Origin of the sequence: Mangrovicoccus sp. HB161399 (assembly GCF_013184745.1) — a bacterium.
In the GTDB taxonomy this organism is placed as follows: domain Bacteria; phylum Pseudomonadota; class Alphaproteobacteria; order Rhodobacterales; family Rhodobacteraceae; genus Mangrovicoccus.
This window is the reverse complement of the sequence record NZ_JAATVU010000066.1, coordinates 16,802-32,758: the sequence shown is the minus strand read 5'-3', so window position 1 is coordinate 32,758 and position 15,957 is coordinate 16,802. Positions and strand designations below refer to the sequence as shown.

General features: G+C 69.1%; 17 protein-coding genes and 1 pseudogene. 5 read left to right on the top strand and 13 right to left on the bottom strand.

Annotated features, from left to right (window positions below; genetic code table 11):
- The coding region (locus HCC78_RS25205; protein ID WP_172331542.1) for a transposase at positions 1 to 253 on the bottom strand (253 nt) is incomplete at its 3' end.
- Positions 254 to 413: 160 nt separating this feature from the next.
- Between HCC78_RS25205 and HCC78_RS33955 the strand changes: the two are divergent.
- Positions 414 to 1,521: pseudogene (locus HCC78_RS33955) on the top strand (hypothetical protein); the annotation flags it as partial.
- 180 nt (positions 1,522 to 1,701) lie between these two features.
- Here HCC78_RS33955 and HCC78_RS25195 read toward each other — a convergent pair.
- From HCC78_RS25195 to gpmI, 3 genes are read right to left on the bottom strand one after another with little or no spacing between them, the layout of a single operon-like run.
- Positions 1,702 to 3,036, bottom strand: coding sequence for a S41 family peptidase (locus tag HCC78_RS25195; RefSeq protein ID WP_172331540.1), 1,335 nt, complete (start codon positions 3,034 to 3,036; stop codon positions 1,702 to 1,704).
- Positions 3,033 to 4,130 (bottom strand): murein hydrolase activator EnvC, encoded by a 1,098-nt coding sequence (locus HCC78_RS25190; RefSeq protein ID WP_172331539.1) that lies wholly within the window; start codon positions 4,128 to 4,130, stop codon positions 3,033 to 3,035. Before HCC78_RS25190 ends, HCC78_RS25195 begins: the two co-directional genes overlap by 4 nt.
- Positions 4,127 to 5,641, bottom strand: a complete 1,515-nt coding sequence (gpmI, locus tag HCC78_RS25185) for a 2,3-bisphosphoglycerate-independent phosphoglycerate mutase (protein ID WP_172331538.1) — start codon at positions 5,639 to 5,641, stop codon at positions 4,127 to 4,129. The genes HCC78_RS25190 and gpmI overlap by 4 nt, the downstream gene beginning before the upstream one ends.
- A 254-nt stretch (positions 5,642 to 5,895) precedes the next feature.
- Between gpmI and HCC78_RS25180 the strand changes: the two genes are divergently transcribed.
- The 3 genes from HCC78_RS25180 to HCC78_RS25170 all read left to right on the top strand — a co-directional run bounded on the left by HCC78_RS25180 (position 5,896) and on the right by HCC78_RS25170 (position 8,101).
- A complete protein-coding gene (locus HCC78_RS25180; RefSeq protein WP_172331537.1) occupies positions 5,896 to 6,699 on the top strand; it encodes a glycerophosphodiester phosphodiesterase family protein in 804 nt (267 codons plus the stop codon).
- Between the two features lie 71 nt (positions 6,700 to 6,770).
- Positions 6,771 to 7,619 (top strand): inositol monophosphatase, encoded by an 849-nt coding sequence (locus HCC78_RS25175; RefSeq protein ID WP_172331536.1) that lies wholly within the window; start codon positions 6,771 to 6,773, stop codon positions 7,617 to 7,619.
- Entirely contained in the window at positions 7,616 to 8,101 is a 486-nt protein-coding gene (locus tag HCC78_RS25170) for an RNA pyrophosphohydrolase (RefSeq protein WP_172331535.1), read from the top strand. Before HCC78_RS25175 ends, HCC78_RS25170 begins: the two co-directional genes overlap by 4 nt.
- On the opposite strand, the gene HCC78_RS25165 is transcribed toward HCC78_RS25170, so the two are convergent.
- From HCC78_RS25165 to HCC78_RS25125, 9 genes are all read right to left on the bottom strand, one after another.
- Positions 8,089 to 8,778: a M48 family metalloprotease gene (locus HCC78_RS25165; protein WP_172331534.1), complete on the bottom strand. Its 690-nt coding sequence runs from the start codon at positions 8,776 to 8,778 to the stop codon at positions 8,089 to 8,091. The two genes, HCC78_RS25170 and HCC78_RS25165, sit on opposite strands and share 13 nt — an antisense overlap.
- Positions 8,779 to 8,824: 46 nt before the next feature.
- On the bottom strand, positions 8,825 to 9,265 hold the full coding sequence (locus tag HCC78_RS25160) for a hypothetical protein (RefSeq protein ID WP_172331533.1): 441 nt from the start codon (positions 9,263 to 9,265) through the stop codon (positions 8,825 to 8,827).
- Positions 9,266 to 9,751: 486 nt separating this feature from the next.
- On the bottom strand, positions 9,752 to 10,936 hold the full coding sequence (locus HCC78_RS25155; RefSeq protein ID WP_172331546.1) for a VWA domain-containing protein: 1,185 nt from the start codon (positions 10,934 to 10,936) through the stop codon (positions 9,752 to 9,754).
- Positions 10,937 to 10,984: 48 nt separating this feature from the next.
- On the bottom strand, positions 10,985 to 11,149 hold the full coding sequence (locus HCC78_RS25150; protein WP_172331532.1) for a hypothetical protein: 165 nt from the start codon (positions 11,147 to 11,149) through the stop codon (positions 10,985 to 10,987).
- Between the two features lie 10 nt (positions 11,150 to 11,159).
- Entirely contained in the window at positions 11,160 to 12,503 is a 1,344-nt protein-coding gene (locus HCC78_RS25145; RefSeq protein WP_172331531.1) for a DUF2927 domain-containing protein, read from the bottom strand.
- On the bottom strand, positions 12,500 to 12,952 hold the full coding sequence (locus HCC78_RS25140; RefSeq protein WP_172331530.1) for a GNAT family N-acetyltransferase: 453 nt from the start codon (positions 12,950 to 12,952) through the stop codon (positions 12,500 to 12,502). Before HCC78_RS25140 ends, HCC78_RS25145 begins: the two co-directional genes overlap by 4 nt.
- Positions 12,953 to 13,066: 114 nt before the next feature.
- A complete protein-coding gene (locus HCC78_RS25135; protein WP_172331529.1) occupies positions 13,067 to 13,681 on the bottom strand; it encodes an exopolysaccharide biosynthesis protein in 615 nt (204 codons plus the stop codon).
- Positions 13,682 to 13,745: 64 nt separating this feature from the next.
- Positions 13,746 to 14,378, bottom strand: a complete 633-nt coding sequence (locus tag HCC78_RS25130; protein ID WP_172331528.1) for an MSMEG_1061 family FMN-dependent PPOX-type flavoprotein — start codon at positions 14,376 to 14,378, stop codon at positions 13,746 to 13,748.
- A gap of 83 nt (positions 14,379 to 14,461) precedes the next feature.
- Positions 14,462 to 15,304, bottom strand: a complete 843-nt coding sequence (locus HCC78_RS25125; RefSeq protein WP_172331527.1) for a MoxR family ATPase — start codon at positions 15,302 to 15,304, stop codon at positions 14,462 to 14,464.
- Between the two features lie 190 nt (positions 15,305 to 15,494).
- Between HCC78_RS25125 and dksA the strand changes: the two genes are divergently transcribed.
- Positions 15,495 to 15,917 carry an RNA polymerase-binding protein DksA gene (dksA, locus tag HCC78_RS25120; RefSeq protein ID WP_172331526.1) on the top strand — a complete coding sequence of 141 codons (423 nt, stop codon included), beginning with the start codon at positions 15,495 to 15,497 and terminating at the stop codon, positions 15,915 to 15,917.
- Positions 15,918 to 15,957 lie beyond the last annotated feature (40 nt).

The window sequence follows — 15,957 nt, the reverse complement described above, 5'->3', positions numbered from 1 at the left end:
TGACCTCCACCTCTTCCTTGAGGCGACGGTTCTCGCGCCGAAGTTCGGCCAGTTCGGCGGCCTCGGCCTGCTGCTTGCGGATCGCCTCGGCCGCCCCTCCAGCCGCCAGTTCAAGCCGCCAGCCTTTCAGCTGCGACGGCGTCACGCCAAGTTCCCGCGCGACGCTGGTCTGGGTGGCGCCGGGCTCCGACAGGCGCGCAACGGCCTGCTCCTTGAACTCGGCGGTGAAGTGACGACGGGGTTGTCTGCTCATAGCGGGTCCCTCTCTCTGGGAGTACTTTAACTCCCGGTCCGGGATCCGGGGGCAAGGTCACTTGCCCCTCGCTGCATGGCCGCGACCAACCGGAATGCCGAACCCATGCAAGGCTCCTGCCGAGGGGCCATCCATGCATGGTCCGGGCATGGCGCCGAACGGCGCCGAGTGGATGCTCTCGCAGAATGAGCAGGATCAGGAAAGGCCCCAGCGGACCGTTTCCCCGACGAATGAGGCGGGCAAGGCATCGGGGGCGATCGGCGACGGCAGCCTGAAGCGCTTGGCCTTCGGCACGACGGTCATGGAGTTCGGAGGGGACCGTGGCGCCAGCGGCGCCGCGAAAGCCCCGAAGGACGCCATCGCCCATCCGGCGGACTCCCGTCTCTGCGAGCGGGCCCGGGCACGGCTGGTGGCCCTGGCGCAGGAGGACGGGGGATCTGCGCCAGTCCCATGCCCGGCTCGTGCCGCGCCTGTCCCGGCAGGTCGGCCGCTGCGCCCGTCCCGGGCAGTTCAAGCGCATGCGCAAGGCCCTGAAAAAGCTCAGGGGATGCACCGGGCGCCTTCGCAGGGCGCTCGTACCGGTGGTGCACCTGCTCAGCGCACGACCTGCACCGCCATCTCGGCGGCATCCCCGAGGGCGGCCTGCGCGACCGGGTGGTGGCGAAGATCGCGCTGGTGCTGCGGCTGCTGCACCAGAAGCCGAAAGGTCGGGGCAGGATCCGCGCCCCGCACGGGCCCGCGGCGGATTGCATCTCCGGGGGCTAGGCCCGCATCCGCTCCGAGTCCGGCTGCAGGGCCAGCCTGGCGGCGACGCTGCACGAGGGCCTCGTGGTCGGCGCGCGCAGCTTTCCCGGCAACCCGCATGACGGCCATGCGCTCGGAGCCGCGCTGGAGCAGGTCGAGGTTCTCGCCGGCGAAAGGCCGGGATTGGCCATGGCCGACCGCGGCCATCGCGGCCACAAGGTCGCTTCCACATGGGTGCTGATCAGCGGCCAGCGCCGCGGCATGACGCCGAAGCTGGCGGCTGACCTTCGGCGCCGGAGTTCAATCGAGCCCGAGATCGGCCACATGAAGGCGGATGGCGCCGGGCGCGATGTCCGCTGAAGGGGACGCAGGGCGACGCGGTCCTTGCCGTGCCCTGCGGCTGCGGGCAGGACATCCGCAAGACCCTCGCCCACCTCCGGGCCATCTGGGCCCGGCTCACCGCAACCATCGTCGCGTCCATGACCGGATGCCGGGCTCCGGAGCAGGCCTCTGACGCCGCATGACCTCGTTGTTCAGCATCGACTCCATAGGTCGGGAGGCATCTCGGCAGGGTGGCTAAGCGGTCGCGCCGGACATTGCGGCGGGACTGGTTCCCCGGGCAGGGCCGGAAACGGAAACCGCCCCGGATGCAGGCGGCATCCGGGGCGGTTCCATGTCCTGTCAGGGCCCGGAGGCCCCGGGGATCACTCGGGCTTGTTCAGCGCCGAGAGGCCCTTCAGCAGGTCGATCGCGTAGGAGAGCTGGAAATCCTGGTTGCGCAGGTGCGCGGCGGCCAGCGCGGCCTCCTGCTCCTGCTGGATCTGCTTCTGCTCGTCTTCGGTCAGGCTGTCATTGTCGAGGCTGCCGCGCAGATCCGCCTCGGTGCGGGTGCGGGCGGCGGCTGCGTCATCCTCGGACGGGGTTTCCTCGGGGGCCTGCTGCTCCACCACGATGTCCGGCGAAACGCCGAGCGCCTGGATCGAGCGGCCCGAGGGGGTGTAGTAGCGCGCGGTGGTCAGGCGCATCGCGCCGCCGCCGGGCACCGGCATGACGGTCTGGACCGAGCCCTTGCCGAAGCTCTTGGTGCCGACGACCACGCCGCGGCGGTGGTCCTGCAGCGCGCCCGCGACGATCTCCGAAGCAGAGGCCGAGCCGCCGTTGATCAGCACGACCAGTGGCTTGCCGTCGGCCAGGTCGCCCTCGGTGGCGTTGTAGCGGTCGCCGTCGGCCGGGTTGCGGCCGCGGGTCGACACGATCTCGCCCGCGTTCAGGAACGCGTCCGAAACCTTGATCGCCTGGGTCAGCAGGCCACCGGGATTGTTGCGCAGGTCGAGCACGAAGCCCTTGACGTTGTCCATGCCGCCGAGTTCGTCGACCGCCTTCTTCAGGCCCTCTTCCATGTTGGGATAGGTCTGGTCGTTGAAGGTTGTGACGCGGAGCACGACGACATCGCCCTCGGTGCGCACGCGCGCCGCGGTCAGCTTGATCGTGTCGCGGGTGATGGTTACGTCGAACGGCTCGTCCTGGCCCTCGCGGACCACGGTGACGGTGATGTCCGAGCCCACCGGGCCGCGCATCAGTTCGACCGCTTCGTCCAGCGTCAGGCCGAGGATGCTCTCGCCGTCGACATGGGTGATGTAGTCGCCCGACTGGATACCGGCCTCGTCGGCGGGGGTGCCGTCCATCGGCGAGACGACCTTGACGAAGCCGTCCTCCTGCGTGACCTCGATGCCCAGGCCGCCGAATTCGCCGCGGGTCTGGACGCGCATGTCCTCGGCATCGTTGGGGGCCAGATAGCTCGAATGCGGGTCGAGCGAGGTGAGCATGCCGTTGATCGCCGCCTCGATCAGCTTGCCGTCATCGACCTCTTCCACGTACTGGCTGCGGATCCGTTCGAAGATGTCTCCGAACAGGTCGAGCTGCTGGTAGACCGACATCGAGTCCGATTGTTCCTGCGCCAGCACGGGGCCGGCGATTTCGGCGGTCAGCACGGCGCCGGCGACGGTTCCGGCCAGTGCGGCCATCACGAAGGATCTCATTGCGGTCTCTTGTCCTCTTCCGCCGCGAACCACAGGGCGGGGTCCACGGGCCTGTTGGCGTCTCTCGTTTCCATATAAAGCGTGTCTCCCGGCAGGTCGCCAGATGTAAACGGGGCAGGCGTCACATTTCCGTGGCCATCGGCGTCGCCGGCGGAGACCTGCCCTTCCTCGGGAAGGAAGCCCAGCGGCAGCCCGGGAGAGACCGGATCGCCCGAGCGCACCAGCAGCCGGCCAAGTCCGGCCAGCGTCAGGGTGCGTCCCGGCGAGAGTTCGATCACCAGCACCAGGCGGTGCCCGCGCAGGGGGCCGGCATAGAGCACGTGTCCCGCCGCGGGCGCGCTGGCCAGCGTGCCGAAGCCCGGCGAGAGCCGCCAGCCGGGGCCGTCCTGTGCCGGGGTGCCTGGCACCGGCAGGGGCAGGCCCATGGGCTGCACGCCGGAGGGCTGTTCGGGGCCCAGCCGCCGGCCGAGTCCGGTGAGATCGGAAATCCCCAGCGCCACGGCCTGGGCGGCCGCGGTCTCGCTGTCGAAGGCCGGGGGCAGCGGGCCGCGCGAGGCCATCGCCTCGATCAGGGTCTGGCGCGCCTCGGCGGTCTCGGCCCGCAGCCCGGCCAGGCTGTCCGAGGCCTCCTCGGCGGCACGCCGCAATCCCTGCACGCGGTCGAGCCGGAGGATCAGCCCCTCGCGCTCCGCGGCCAGCGCCTGCACCATGTCATCGGCCATCGTGGCGGTCCGGGCCGCGGCGAGCGCGCCCTGCGGATGCAGCAGCGGCAGCGGCGCCTGCGCGTCGCCCAGCCGTTCCAGCCCGGCCAGCAGCCGCGCGGTGCGGTCCTCCTCGCCCGAGAGGTCGGCCGAGAGCTTCTCTTCCTCGGCGCGCAGCAGAGCCAGCTTGGTGCGCAGCGCCGCCTGGCCCTCTTCCTGGGCGGCGATAAGCTGGGTCAGGGCATTGAGCCGGGCCGAGGGGGCCGTGGCCTCTCCGGCGGCGCGGGCGGCCTCTGCCACCTTGGTTTCCCAGATGCCCTGCGCGGCGCAGGCCGACCCTGCCGACAGCAGGGCGGCAGCGCAGGCAGCCAGGGCAAGACGGTGCGGGCTCAATTGATCAGCGACTTTCCGGTCATCTCGGGCGGCGTGTTCAGCTCCATCAGCTGCAGCACGGTCGGCGCCAGATCGGCCAGGATGCCGTCATGGATCGTCGCGCCCTGCGGTCCGCCGACCAGCGCCACCGGCACCGGGTTCAGCGTATGCGCGGTATGCGGACCGTTGGTTTCCGGGTCCCACATCTGCTCGCAATTGCCGTGATCCGCGGTGATGACCATCGCGCCCCCGGCCTTCTCCAGCGCGGGCAGCACGCGGGCGAGCCCCTGGTCGACCGCCTCGCAGGCCTTCTTCGCCGCCTCCAGGTCGCCGGTATGGCCGACCATGTCGGGATTGGCATAGTTCACCACGATCAGGTCGTAGCCCTTTTCGATGGCGCCGACGAACTGGTCGGTCACCTCTGCGGCCGACATCTCGGGCTGCAGGTCATAGGTGGCGACCTTCGGCGATTGCGGCATGAAGCGGTCCTCGCCCTCCTCGGGCTCTTCCTTGCCGCCGTTGAGGAAGAATGTGACATGCGGGTATTTCTCGGTTTCGGCGAGGCGGAACTGGGTCAGTCCCTGCTTGGCCACCCAGGCGCCCAGCGTGTTGACGATGGCCCGCTTGGGAAAGACCGTGGCCATGAAGTCGTTGTGCTTGGTGGAGTATTCGACCATCCCCAGCATCGCCGCGAAATGCGGGCGCGGCATCGGGTCGAACCCGTCGAAGCCCGGCTCGCCGAGCGCCGAGAGGATCTCGCGCGCGCGGTCGGCGCGGAAGTTCAGGCAGAAGAAGCCGTCGCCCTCCTGCATGCCCCGGTACTCGCCGATCACCGTGGGCTTGATGAATTCGTCGGTCTCGCCCGCCTCGTAGGCCTCGGCGACGGCCGCCTCCGGGTTGCCCGCGCGGCGCGCCTCGGCGGCGGTCCAGGCGCGGTAGGCGCTTTCCACACGGTCCCAGCGCTTGTCGCGGTCCATGCACCAGTAGCGCCCGGTGACGGTGACGATCTTGGCGTCGTTCTGCAGCCCTTCGACCAGTTCGGCCATGAAGCCCGCGGCGGAGGACGGCGCCACGTCGCGCCCGTCGGTCACCGCGTGGATCGACACCGGCACGCCGGCATCGCAGAGCACCCGCGCTGCGGCGAGGATGTGCTGGATATGGCCGTGCACGCCGCCGTCGGAGACCACGCCCATCAGATGCGCGGTGCCGCCGGTGTCCTTCATCGTGGCGATGAAAGCCTTCAGCGCCTCGTTCCCGGCGAAGCTGCCGTCCTCGATGGCCAGGTCGATCTGGCCGAGGTCCATCGCGACGGTGCGGCCGGCGCCGATATTGGTGTGGCCGACCTCGGAATTGCCCATCTGCCCCTTGGGCAGGCCGACGACCGGCCCGTGGGTGGTCAGCTCGGCATTCGGGCAGGTCGCCATGATGCGGTCGAAGGTCGGCGTGTCCGCGAGGGCTGGGGCATTGTCTTCCGTCCGGGAGCTCTTGCCCCAGCCGTCGAGGATGCAGAGGACGACAGGTTTCGGTGCCATTGATCGGGCTCCTCGGTCTTGGAACAGGTTGCGGGATATCTAGCCTATCACTGCCCCGAGGAAAACGCGCTCTTTGGCCTCTCCGGCGGGACGGCGGGCGGCAGCCCGTAAACCAAGAACCAAATCCGGGCGGGCGGTTGGAGGCAAGTTGAGATAAACATGGATCAACAAGTCGGGACTGCTGCGGAGTCCGCTTGCGGATATCCACAGGAAGACGGGACAGGCACGTGCAGGTACGAGTACGGGAAGGCGCGTTGAACGAGGCATTGCGCGGGCCGGCGCCGCTGGCCTGCGCGGAGCGCGGCCTGTGGTCCGCGCGCGCGCCCGAGAACAGCGTTCCGGCGCTGGAGGCGGCCATCTCGGAGGGGTGCGAGATGGCCGCTTTCGATCTGCGCCGGACGCGCGAGGGCGACCTGGTCGCCTTCCGCGATCCCGAGCTGTCGCGCATGACCGCCGCGCGCGGTCCGGTCGCGGGGCTGGCCACCGCCTCGCTGACCCGGCTGCCGCTGCGCGGCGGGGAGGGCGGTGCGCAGCCCCTGACCAACGCCTATCTTCCGATGCTCTCCGAGATCCTCGCAGCGGCCCGCGGGCGATGCGCGCTGGTGCTGTCGCTGCCCGATTGCGCCGATCTCGACGCGCTGGCGCTGTGGCTCTGCGCCTGCAACGCCGCCGGGGATGTCGCGCTGCGCGCCCGCTTCGCGCGGCCGGCGGCGGCGGCGGAATTCACGGCACGGGTCCAGCGCCACGGGCTTGCGGCGATGCCGAGCCTCTGCCTGGCGCAGTCCTCCGGCACCGATATCCTCGACGCCCTCCTGGCGGCGCGGCCCGCCATGGCGGAGCTGCGCCGCGCCGCGCCAGAGCAGGTGTCGCGGCTGGCGGGGCCGCTGTCCGCGGCCGGGATCGCGGTCGCGGCCGCGACCGACGGACCGGGCGACGATGCGGCCGAAGCCGATCCCGACGGGATCTGGGGCGCGCTCTGGGAGGCAGGGGCGCGGGTTCTGTCCACTGCGCGGGCAGATGCGCTGCTGCGCTGGCGCGCCGGGCGGGTCGCGGCCTGACGTCTTATTGCCACCCGTGTTCCGTCAGGGCATGACTCGGTGAGTGACAGGCAGAGAAGGACCCTCCCCACGTGCCCCTGACCCGAGACGAAGAGAGTTTCCTCATCGACATCGTGCGCGAAGCGGCGCGGCAGCATATCCTGCCCCGCTTCCGCCAGTTGCCCGAGGACGCAATCGCCGCCAAATCCGCCGATGACGATCTCGTCACCATTGCCGACCAGCAGGCCGAGAAGCACATCGCGGCCGCGCTGGCCGGCGGCGCGCTAGGCGAGGTGCTGGTCGTCGGCGAGGAGGCGGTCGAGGACGATCCCGCCCTGACCGCGCGCATCCCCGGCGCGGCGCGCTGCGTGATCGTCGATCCGGTGGACGGGACCTGGAACTTTGCCCACGGGCTGGCCAATTTCGGCGTGATCGTGGCAGTCGTCGAGGAAGGGGAGACCGTGTTCTCGCTGCTCTACGACCCGGTGCTGGACGACTGGATCCTGGCGCGCAAGGGCGGTGGCACCTGGTTCTGCCGCCCCGACAGCGAGCCGCGGCGGCTGACGATGCCGGCCCATCCCTCGCCCGCCACGGGGGGCTTCGTGCCGCTGCGGCTGTTCCCGCTGGCCGACCAGCCGCGGCTGGCGGCCGAGCTGATGGCGGGGACGCGCACCTATTCCCTGGCCTGCGCCTGCCATGAATACCGGATGATGGCGCAGGGCTTCGGCCGCTACTGCATGGGCGTGAAGCCCAAGCCCTGGGACCATGCGGCAGGCGTTCTGGCCGTGATCGAGGCGGGCGGCAAGGCGGGCATGCTCGACGGCACGCCCTACCGGCCCGGCCCGGCGCCGGACGGCATCCTGCTGTCCGCGCAGAGCCCGGCGCTGTTCGACGAAATGATGGCGAAGCTGTCCTGGATGTCGGACGGAGCGGACGCATGACCCCCGAAGAGATCGCGAAGCTGCCCTACCGGCAGAATGTCGGCGTCATGCTGGTCAATGCCGCGAACCGGGTCTTCGTAGCCCAGCGGATCGACAATCCGGGGCCCGCGCTGCAGATGCCGCAGGGCGGGATCGACAAGGGCGAGGATCCGCGCGCGGCCGCCCTGCGCGAACTGGAGGAGGAGACCGGCGTTTCCGCTTCGCTGGTGACGGTCGAGGCCGAGAGCGCCGGCTGGATCGCCTATGACCTGCCGCATGACCTGGTGCCGAAAATCTGGAAGGGCAGGTACCGCGGGCAGGAGCAGAAGTGGTTCCTGCTGCGCTTCCACGGCACGGATGACGCGATCAACATCGAGACCGAGCATCCCGAATTCAGCGAATGGCACTGGATCGAGCTGGACCAGGTGGCCGAGCGCATCGTGCCGTTCAAGCGCGCGGTCTACGAGCAGGTGGTGGCGGAGTTCCGGCCCTACCTGGCCTGAGGCTGCCAGCGGCGTTCGAGCGTTTCGATCGCCGCGATCCGCTCGGCCGTCTTCGGGTGGCTGAGGAACCAGGCCGGGGCGGGGGTGCCGCCCTGGGTCAGCGCCTCCAGCTTGCGGAACAGCGCCTTCTGCGGCTCCGTCCCGATCCCGGCGCGGGTCAGCAGAGCGGCGGCATAGGCGTCGGCCTCGTACTCGTCCTGCCGCGACAGCCGCGCGGCCAGCATGCCGGTCAGCAGGTTGGCAATGGCCGGGCCGAAGCCCGGGATGATCCGCGACAGCACCATGGCGCTGGCCACGCGGATCGCGTTCTGCCCGGAAAAGTCGATCATCCGCCGCCGCGAATGGCCGAGCGCCACATGTCCCAGCTCGTGCGCGACGACGGAGGCCAGTTCCTCGGCGGAGACATCGCCCTGGCGGAAGCGGTTGTAGAAGCCGCGGGTCAGAAAGATCCGCCCGTCCGGCGCGGCCAGCCCGTTCACCGGCTCGATCTCGTACAGGTAGACCGGGATCCGCGGCACCTCGAGCGCCTCGGCCATCGGCTCCAGCACGCGGGTCAGCTGCGCATCGGCCAGCTCGGCAGAGCGCTGGTCCAGCTGCTGGCGGGTGCGCCAGGCCGAGAACATGTAGTAGGCGATGCCGTAGAGGACTGCGGCGAGGATGGGCGCGAGCTTCAGCATCCTGCAGATATGGCGATCCGGCGGGCCGCGGGCAAGATGCCCGCGCTCAGCGCCGCGAGTCGCCCAGCCGCCGCGGACCGGCGCTGGCCCAGCCCGGGAGGCCGTGGCTGGCCAGCGCGCGGGCCAGCGCATGCAGGCGGCTGGTGTCGTCGCGCGACCAGATCCGCGACATCCGGGTCATCGCCGAGACGGCGGCCAGAACCTCGCCGTCGCCGGGAGCGAGGATCGGGGTGCCGCAATACGAGGTCAGTTCCTCCGCGGCCATCAGTCCGCAGCGCGCCGACCCGGTGCCGATATGCGCCTGCACGTCCTGTCCCGATTGAATGACCCTCTGACACAGGCTGCTGCCGGTCGACGAGACCGGCACCAGTTCGGGCGCATCGGGGAAGCTTTTCCCGCGGGCCAGCACGAGAACGCAGCCCGGGAGCGGCGAGGGTATTGCCAAGGCGATGCAGTCGGCCCGCAGATCGGCAAGAGCATTTTCCATGAGGACCGCAAGGCTGGTCAGTGTCTTTCCACGCATGTTGCCACGGTACGGCGATGGCCCGGTCCGTCAAGCCGGAGCTCCGCATGCCGCAGGTGCCGCGATGGGGTACGATGCTCCGCGTGCGGGAATTCCCGCCGGGCAATGCAGGGCACGCAACGGAAGACATTGGAAAAAATCCAATTTAATCAATCAAATGAATGAATCGATACATTTATTATCGATATTTTCGCGATCCTCGTCGAACTTCACGGGCTCCGGAACGCGGTGCGCCACGGATTGCCTGCGGAATGGGCAAATTCGCTCCGCCGCTGCCGAAACACGTGAATTGGTCCGAAGTTTTCTCCGGGGCCGCCTCAACTGATTCTGTCAAGCATTCTAGGGTGTTTTGCTTGCACAGACTGCAAATGTTTCCGAATGGGACGCCAATTTTCGGATCCTGCACATCCGGCCGCGGAAAAAACCCGCGGTTCGGTGCGCGCGGGGCGGCTATCGTCCGAGCAGCCGCATGCCGCGGTCGATCCCTTCCAGCGTCATCGGCACCATCCGCTCGCCGAAGAGCTCCCGTATCAGTCCGATCGACTGGGTATAAGGCCAGTGTCGCTCGGGCACCGGGTTCAGCCAGAGGCAGTCGGGCCATTGCTCCATCGCGCGGCGCAGCCAGACCTCGCCGGCTTCCTCGTTCCAGTGCTCGTTGGCGCCGCCGGGATAGAGTACCTCGTAGGGCGACATCGAGGCGTCGCCGACGAAGATGCACTTGTAGTCGTGTCCGTAGGTGTGCAGCACGTCCCAGGTCGGGATCTGCTCGGTCCAGCGCCGGGAGTTGTCGCGCCACACGCCCTCGTAGAGGCAGTTGTGGAAGTAGTAGTGCTCCAGGTGCTTGAACTCGGAACGGGCGGCCGAGAACAGCTCCTCGACCACCTTGATATGGTCGTCCATCGAGCCGCCGATATCGAAGAACAGCAGCACCTTGACCGCATTGTGCCGTTCGGGCCGGGTCTTGACGTCGAGATAGCCGTGCTCGGCGGTGGCGCGGATCGTGCCGTCGAGATCCAGCTCCTCATGCGCGCCCGAGCGCGCCCATTGGCGCAGCCGCTTCAGCGCGACCTTGATGTTGCGCGTGCCCAGCTCGACGCTGTCGTCGAGATTGCGGAATTCGCGCTTGTCCCAGACCTTGACCGCCTTGCGGTGGCGGCTTTCCTTCTGGCCGATGCGGATGCCTTCGGGATTGTAGCCATAGGCGCCGAAGGGCGAGGTGCCCCCGGTGCCGATCCACTTGTTGCCGCCCTGGTGGCGCTCCTTCTGCTCCTCGAGCCGCTTCTTCAGCGTCTCCATCAGCTTGTCGAAGCCGCCCAATGCCTCGATCTCGGCCTTCTCCTCGTCCGAGAGGTGCTTCTCCGCCATCTTGCGCAGCCACTCCTCGGGGATCTCGACGGCCTCGATCATCTCCTCGAAGCTGATCGCCTCCAGACCTTCGAAGGTGGCAGCGAAGGCGCGGTCGAAGCGGTCGAGATTGCGCTCGTCCTTCACCATGGCGGCGCGGGCGAGATAGTAGAAGCCGTCCACGTCATAGGTGACGAGGCCGGTCCTCATGGCTTCGAGGAAGGCGAGATATTCGCGAAGGGAAACCGGGACGCCGGCTTTCCGCAGGTTTTCGAAGAACGGCAGGAACATGGGCGGAAGATAGCTCCGGCGGGGCGGCATTGCCACTCCCGTGGGGGCTCAGCCCGCCCGCTGCAGCCAGATTGCGGCAATCAGCCCGATCAGCCCGCCGATGATGGCGAAGACGACCGCATATTGCGCGATGTCGTAGCGGTTGCCGCCCCGGCGGCGGGCCAGGAAACCGCCCCAGGCGGCTCCCGCAAGGGTCGTGACTATGACGATCACGCTGGTCTCCTCACACGCCCTGGCGGCTGGCCAGGGACTCGATTTCCTCGGCGCGCTCGGTGGCGCGCGCGGTGCTGCCGAAGGCGTAGACTCCCCAGCCGATGGCTTCCTGGCGCAGCGCCGGATCGGGCCGGCCCTTGGCGGCCAGGGCTGCCGACTTGGCCAGCTCCAGATCCGACAGCAGCGCGGCATCCTCGTGGCGCCGCGCCGCCGGGGCGTAGCGGTCGCACAGCCCGATGGCGATGTCCCACTGGCCCGAGCTCAGCGCGAAGGCGGCGATCTGGAACCCGGCCTGGGCGGCATGGACCTGGGTCTCGGGCCGCTTCCCGAAGATCTCCTGCGCCGCGATGAAGGCCTGCAGCGCGGCCTCGCCGTCGCGGGCGATGCTGAGCCGTCCCAGCGTGAACAGGCTGAAGCCGGTGCGCACATCCGCCCATTGCGCCGATTCCAGCGTCGCGCGCTTGGCCGCCGAGCGGCGGGTCGACGTGGCCCCGGGGCTGAGCGAGCGGGAAATGTCGCGCAGCCAGCTTTCGGTCGAGGGCCGGATGCCGCGGGCCGGGATCGACTGGCCGCGCGGGTTCAGCGCGGCGAGGATCGAAGGCAGCTTGGCCGCCACCTGCGCCTCGCTCATCCCCGAATGCAGCGCCGGATGGTAGGTGGCGCGCAGCATCAGCATGTCGAACCCGGTAAGGATCGGGTTGAGGTTGTCGTCGTTGAAGACCGAGTCGCCCAGCCGGAACAGGTCGTTGAGCGGGCCCAGCCCCTGCGCGATCTCCTCGTGCAGGCAGTCGCGGATCTCCTGCTGCGAGGTGTCGACCGGCACGAAGGCCGAGACTGCCTTGCGCTCGGTCAGCCGGGTCCAGGAATAGTCGGGGCTGCGCGGCGTCTTGCGGAATTCGTCCCAGCTGACCCGGGTCGGCAGGACGAAGCAGGCCGCCTCGGGGACGGTGCGCTGCATGTCGCGGGTGGTGACGCCCTCGATCGTGACCGAGGCGGTGGCGGGATCGGCGGTGCGGCGGATGTCGAGACCCGCCTCGCTCGAGAGCCGGTGGATCAGCCGCCGCAGCTCCTTCTCCAGCGCCGGGCTCCTGATCCCGGTGACGGCCACGGTGATCGGGTCCTCGAAGCGGGTGAAGACCGTCAGGTGCTGGCCGCTTTCGAGATTGAAGGACAGGTCCAGGAAATCCCGCGCCATGTCCGAATTGGCGCGCTGCGGCGGCTGCACGTCGGTGGCGCCGAAGCTCATCGCCTTGGGCAGGGGCAGCGGCGTGCCGGCGGGCTGGGGCGGGGCATGTGGCGTCGCGGCGCAGCCTGCGAGCGCGGCCAGGACGGCGAGAAGCGGCAGCGCCCTCATGCCTTCGGCCCGCGGCTGTACTTGATGAAGGGGGTGACCTGGCCGATCCGGTCGTAGAGCTGCCGCGCGGTGGCGTTGGACTCCTGCGTCATCCAGTAGGTGTCGGCCGCCCCGGCCGCGTCGGCGGCGGCATAGACCGCCTCGATCAGCGCGCGCCCGACGCCCTGTCCGCGGACCTCCGGATCGGCGTAGAGATCCTGCAGGTAGCAGACCGGCGCGATGTGCCAGTTATGCGCGTGGTACAGGTAGTGGACGAGGCCGGCGGGCTGGCCGCCGCTCAGGGCGATCAGCCCGTGCTGCGGCGCGTCGCCGAGCAGCCGCGCGAAGGTGGCGTCGAAGACCTCCTTCGGCCGGGTGGTTCCATAGAACGCCAGATAGGCGGTCCAGAGCCGGTCCCAGTCGGGACGGTCCCCGGAGGCGAGGGGGCGAACGGTCAGGGTCATGGACATTCTTGCGTCTTGCTGCTCGTCCAACCCATAGGCGAGCGCGGGCGCGAAAGAAACAGCGATTGCCCGGCAGCGCGGTTTTCCCGGCCGCGGGTGGCCCGGATGCACAGCGTCTGCTCAGCCGGCAAGCTGCCGGGACGCAAAGCCGAGCACCGCGGCCGAGACTGCCAGCGCCGCCCAGCCGCCTGCCACCACGGCGCCGTCGCGCGCAAGGATTCCGGCGGCGAACAGGGCGACCGGCAGGCCGATCAGCGGCGTCGCCACGGGAATCGCGCCCAGGACGATCAGCGAGCCGCCCGCTGCGATCAGCACCAGCGCGATCAGCGACAGCGACAGCCGCCCGGCGGACAGCGCCTCGAACCGGACATGGAGATGGCGGCGCATCCAGCGCGAGGCCGGGCGCAGGCGCCGCGCCGCGCCCTTCAGCCGGTCCGCGGGCAAGGTCCGCCGCCGCAGGAAGCCCGGCGCCCAGACGCTGCCGCGGCCCAGCAGCATCTGCAGCCCGATTGCCGCGGCAATGGCGCCGAGCGCGCCGCCGATGCCGGGAACCATGCCCAGCGGCAGGATCATCAGGAGGGCGACCACCATCAGAAGCGGCGCGTGCCCCTGGGCTCCGATCTCCTCTATCAGGCGGCCCATGGAGACCTCCTTGCGCTCCCCGGCCAGCCGGTCGAGCCGGTCGACGAGTTCGGGAACGGCTTCGGGGCCGGTTCTGGGGGTGCTGCTGTCCATGTCCGGGGAACGCCGCGCGGCCGCCGCGGTTCCGGGCCCGGCGGTCAAAATTCCGCGGCGCCGTTCAATAGAGCCGGGTGGCGGCGTCCTCGTCGTGGATTTCCTGGATCTCGGCCTCGGTCAGCTCGGAGGGCACGGCTTCGGACACCCATTGCGCCAGGCTCGGCGCGGTTCGTCGGGCGGGCCATGTCTCCGCCTGCCACAGCCGGGAGCGCAGGAAGGCCTTGGCGCAGTGCATGAAGACCTGTTCGGCCCGCACCGCCAGGATCAGCGCGGGTTCCCGTCCGCCATGCGCCAGCCGCGCCTGCGCCGCGGAATCGCGGACGATCGCTGCGGTGCCGGAGATGCGCAGGGTCTCGGGATGGCCGGGCACGAGGAAGATCAGCCCGACACGCGGATCGTCGAGGATGTTCTCGAAGCAGTCGAGCCGCTGGTTGCCAAGCCGGTCGGGGATCAGCAGCGTCCGGTCGTCATGGACCTCCACGAAGCCGGGCCGGTCGCCGCGCGGCGAGACCGAGACGCGGCCGCGCCGTCCCGAGGTGGCGAGCACGAGGAAGGGGGAGAGGGCGATGAAGTCCCGCGCCACGCGGTTCAGCCGGTCCAGATCCTTCTGCAGCACCCGGACCGAGTCCTGTTCGGGAATGATCTCGCGCAGGCGCGCGCGCGTTCTAACGGTCTCTTCCGGACGGAAGGTCATGGCGGTCCCCCTCTGCCGGTCCCCGCATCCGGCCGGATGACCTTACGGCATGGATTGCCTCAGGCAAAGCCCCGCCAGCGGGCTCAGCGCCCGCTGCGCCGCGCCATGAAGGCCAGCCGCTCGAAGAGATGAACGTCCTGCTCGTTCTTCAGCAGCGCGCCATGCAGCTTCGGCAGGGCGGAGGCGCCGTCGCGCTTCAGGTCGGCCGGGTCCAGATCCTCGGCCAGCAGCAGCTTCAGCCAGTCGAGCACCTCGGAGGTCGAGGGCTTCTTCTTCAGCCCGGGCGTCTCGCGGATCTCGTAGAACTGGGTCAGCGCGGCGGTCAGCAGCGCGCCCTTGATGCCCGGATGGTGGACCTCGACGATCTTCTTCAGGGTCTCTGCATCGGGGAAGCGGATGTAGTGGAAGAAGCAGCGGCGCAGGAAGGCGTCGGGCAGCTCCTTCTCGTTGTTCGAGGTGATGATCACGATCGGGCGGTTGACCGCGCGCACCGTCTGGCCGGTCTCGTAGACGAAGAACTCCATCTTATCGAGTTCCTGCAGCAGGTCGTTCGGAAACTCGATGTCCGCCTTGTCGATCTCGTCGATCAGCAGGACGACCTTTCCGGGGGCGGTGAAGGCCTCCCAGAGCTTGCCCCTGCGGATGTAGTTGGCGACGTCCTCGACCCGCGGATCGCCCAGCTGGCTGTCGCGCAGGCGGCTGACCGCGTCGTATTCGTACAAGCCCTGCTGGGCCCGGGTGGTGGACTTCACGTTCCACTCGATCATCGGCAGGCCGAGCCCTTCGGCGACTTGGCGCGCGAGCTCGGTCTTGCCGGTTCCGGGCTCCCCCTTGACCAGCAGCGGACGCTCCAGCGCGACGGCCGCATTGACCGCCACCATCAGGTCCTCGGTGGCCACGTAGCTCTTGGTTCCCTCGAACCTCATGTCGTCTAACTCCCGGTAAAGCGGCGGATGCTGCCTTGCAGCGAAAGCCTAGCACTCCCTGCGACAGGTTCAAGCACCCCCTGTTTGACCGTGACAATCGCGGCTGATTGCGCTACAGCCGCGCGCGGGAGGGCATCGGATGTCGGATCAAAAAAACCCAACGGCAGCCGGCCATGATTTGGGAGCAGTGATGAAGGCCGAAACATTTCTTCCTGACGACTATCGTCCCGCCGAGGACGAGCCGTTCATGAACGATCGCCAGCTGGAATATTTCCGTCGCAAGCTCAATGCTTGGAAGGCCGAGCTTCTGGCGGACAGCAGGGACACGATCGAAGGGCTCCAGGAGAGCACGCGGAACATTCCGGACATTGCCGACCGCGCGTCGGAAGAGACGGACCGTGCGCTGGAACTGCGGACCCGCGACCGCCAGCGCAAGCTGGTCGCCAAGATCGACGCGGCGCTCAGGCGCATCGAGGACGGCGAATACGGCTATTGCGAGGCCACCGGGGAACCGATCTCGCTGAAGCGGCTCGACGCGCGTCCGATCGCGACGCTCAGCCTCGAGGCGCAGGAGCGGCACGAACGCCGCGAGAAGGTGCATCGGGACGACTGACGCACCGGCGATGGGCACTGGCAGAGGGCCGTCCGCGGCA

Coding starts and splice junctions, on each gene's coding strand:
- HCC78_RS25195 (WP_172331540.1), bottom strand. CDS start 3,036: ATGAGATCCTTCGTGATGGCCGCACTGGCCGGAACCGTCGCCGGCGCC.
- gpmI (WP_172331538.1), bottom strand. CDS start 5,641: ATGGCACCGAAACCTGTCGTCCTCTGCATCCTCGACGGCTGGGGCAAG.
- HCC78_RS25170 (WP_172331535.1), top strand. CDS start 7,616: ATGACCCCCGAAGAGATCGCGAAGCTGCCCTACCGGCAGAATGTCGGC.
- HCC78_RS25165 (WP_172331534.1), bottom strand. CDS start 8,778: ATGCTGAAGCTCGCGCCCATCCTCGCCGCAGTCCTCTACGGCATCGCC.
- HCC78_RS25160 (WP_172331533.1), bottom strand. CDS start 9,265: ATGGAAAATGCTCTTGCCGATCTGCGGGCCGACTGCATCGCCTTGGCA.
- HCC78_RS25155 (WP_172331546.1), bottom strand. CDS start 10,936: ATGTTCCTGCCGTTCTTCGAAAACCTGCGGAAAGCCGGCGTCCCGGTT.
- HCC78_RS25145 (WP_172331531.1), bottom strand. CDS start 12,503: ATGAGGGCGCTGCCGCTTCTCGCCGTCCTGGCCGCGCTCGCAGGCTGC.
- HCC78_RS25140 (WP_172331530.1), bottom strand. CDS start 12,952: ATGTCCATGACCCTGACCGTTCGCCCCCTCGCCTCCGGGGACCGTCCC.
- HCC78_RS25135 (WP_172331529.1), bottom strand. CDS start 13,681: ATGGACAGCAGCACCCCCAGAACCGGCCCCGAAGCCGTTCCCGAACTC.
- HCC78_RS25130 (WP_172331528.1), bottom strand. CDS start 14,378: ATGACCTTCCGTCCGGAAGAGACCGTTAGAACGCGCGCGCGCCTGCGC.
- HCC78_RS25125 (WP_172331527.1), bottom strand. CDS start 15,304: ATGAGGTTCGAGGGAACCAAGAGCTACGTGGCCACCGAGGACCTGATG.
- dksA (WP_172331526.1), top strand. CDS start 15,495: ATGAAGGCCGAAACATTTCTTCCTGACGACTATCGTCCCGCCGAGGAC.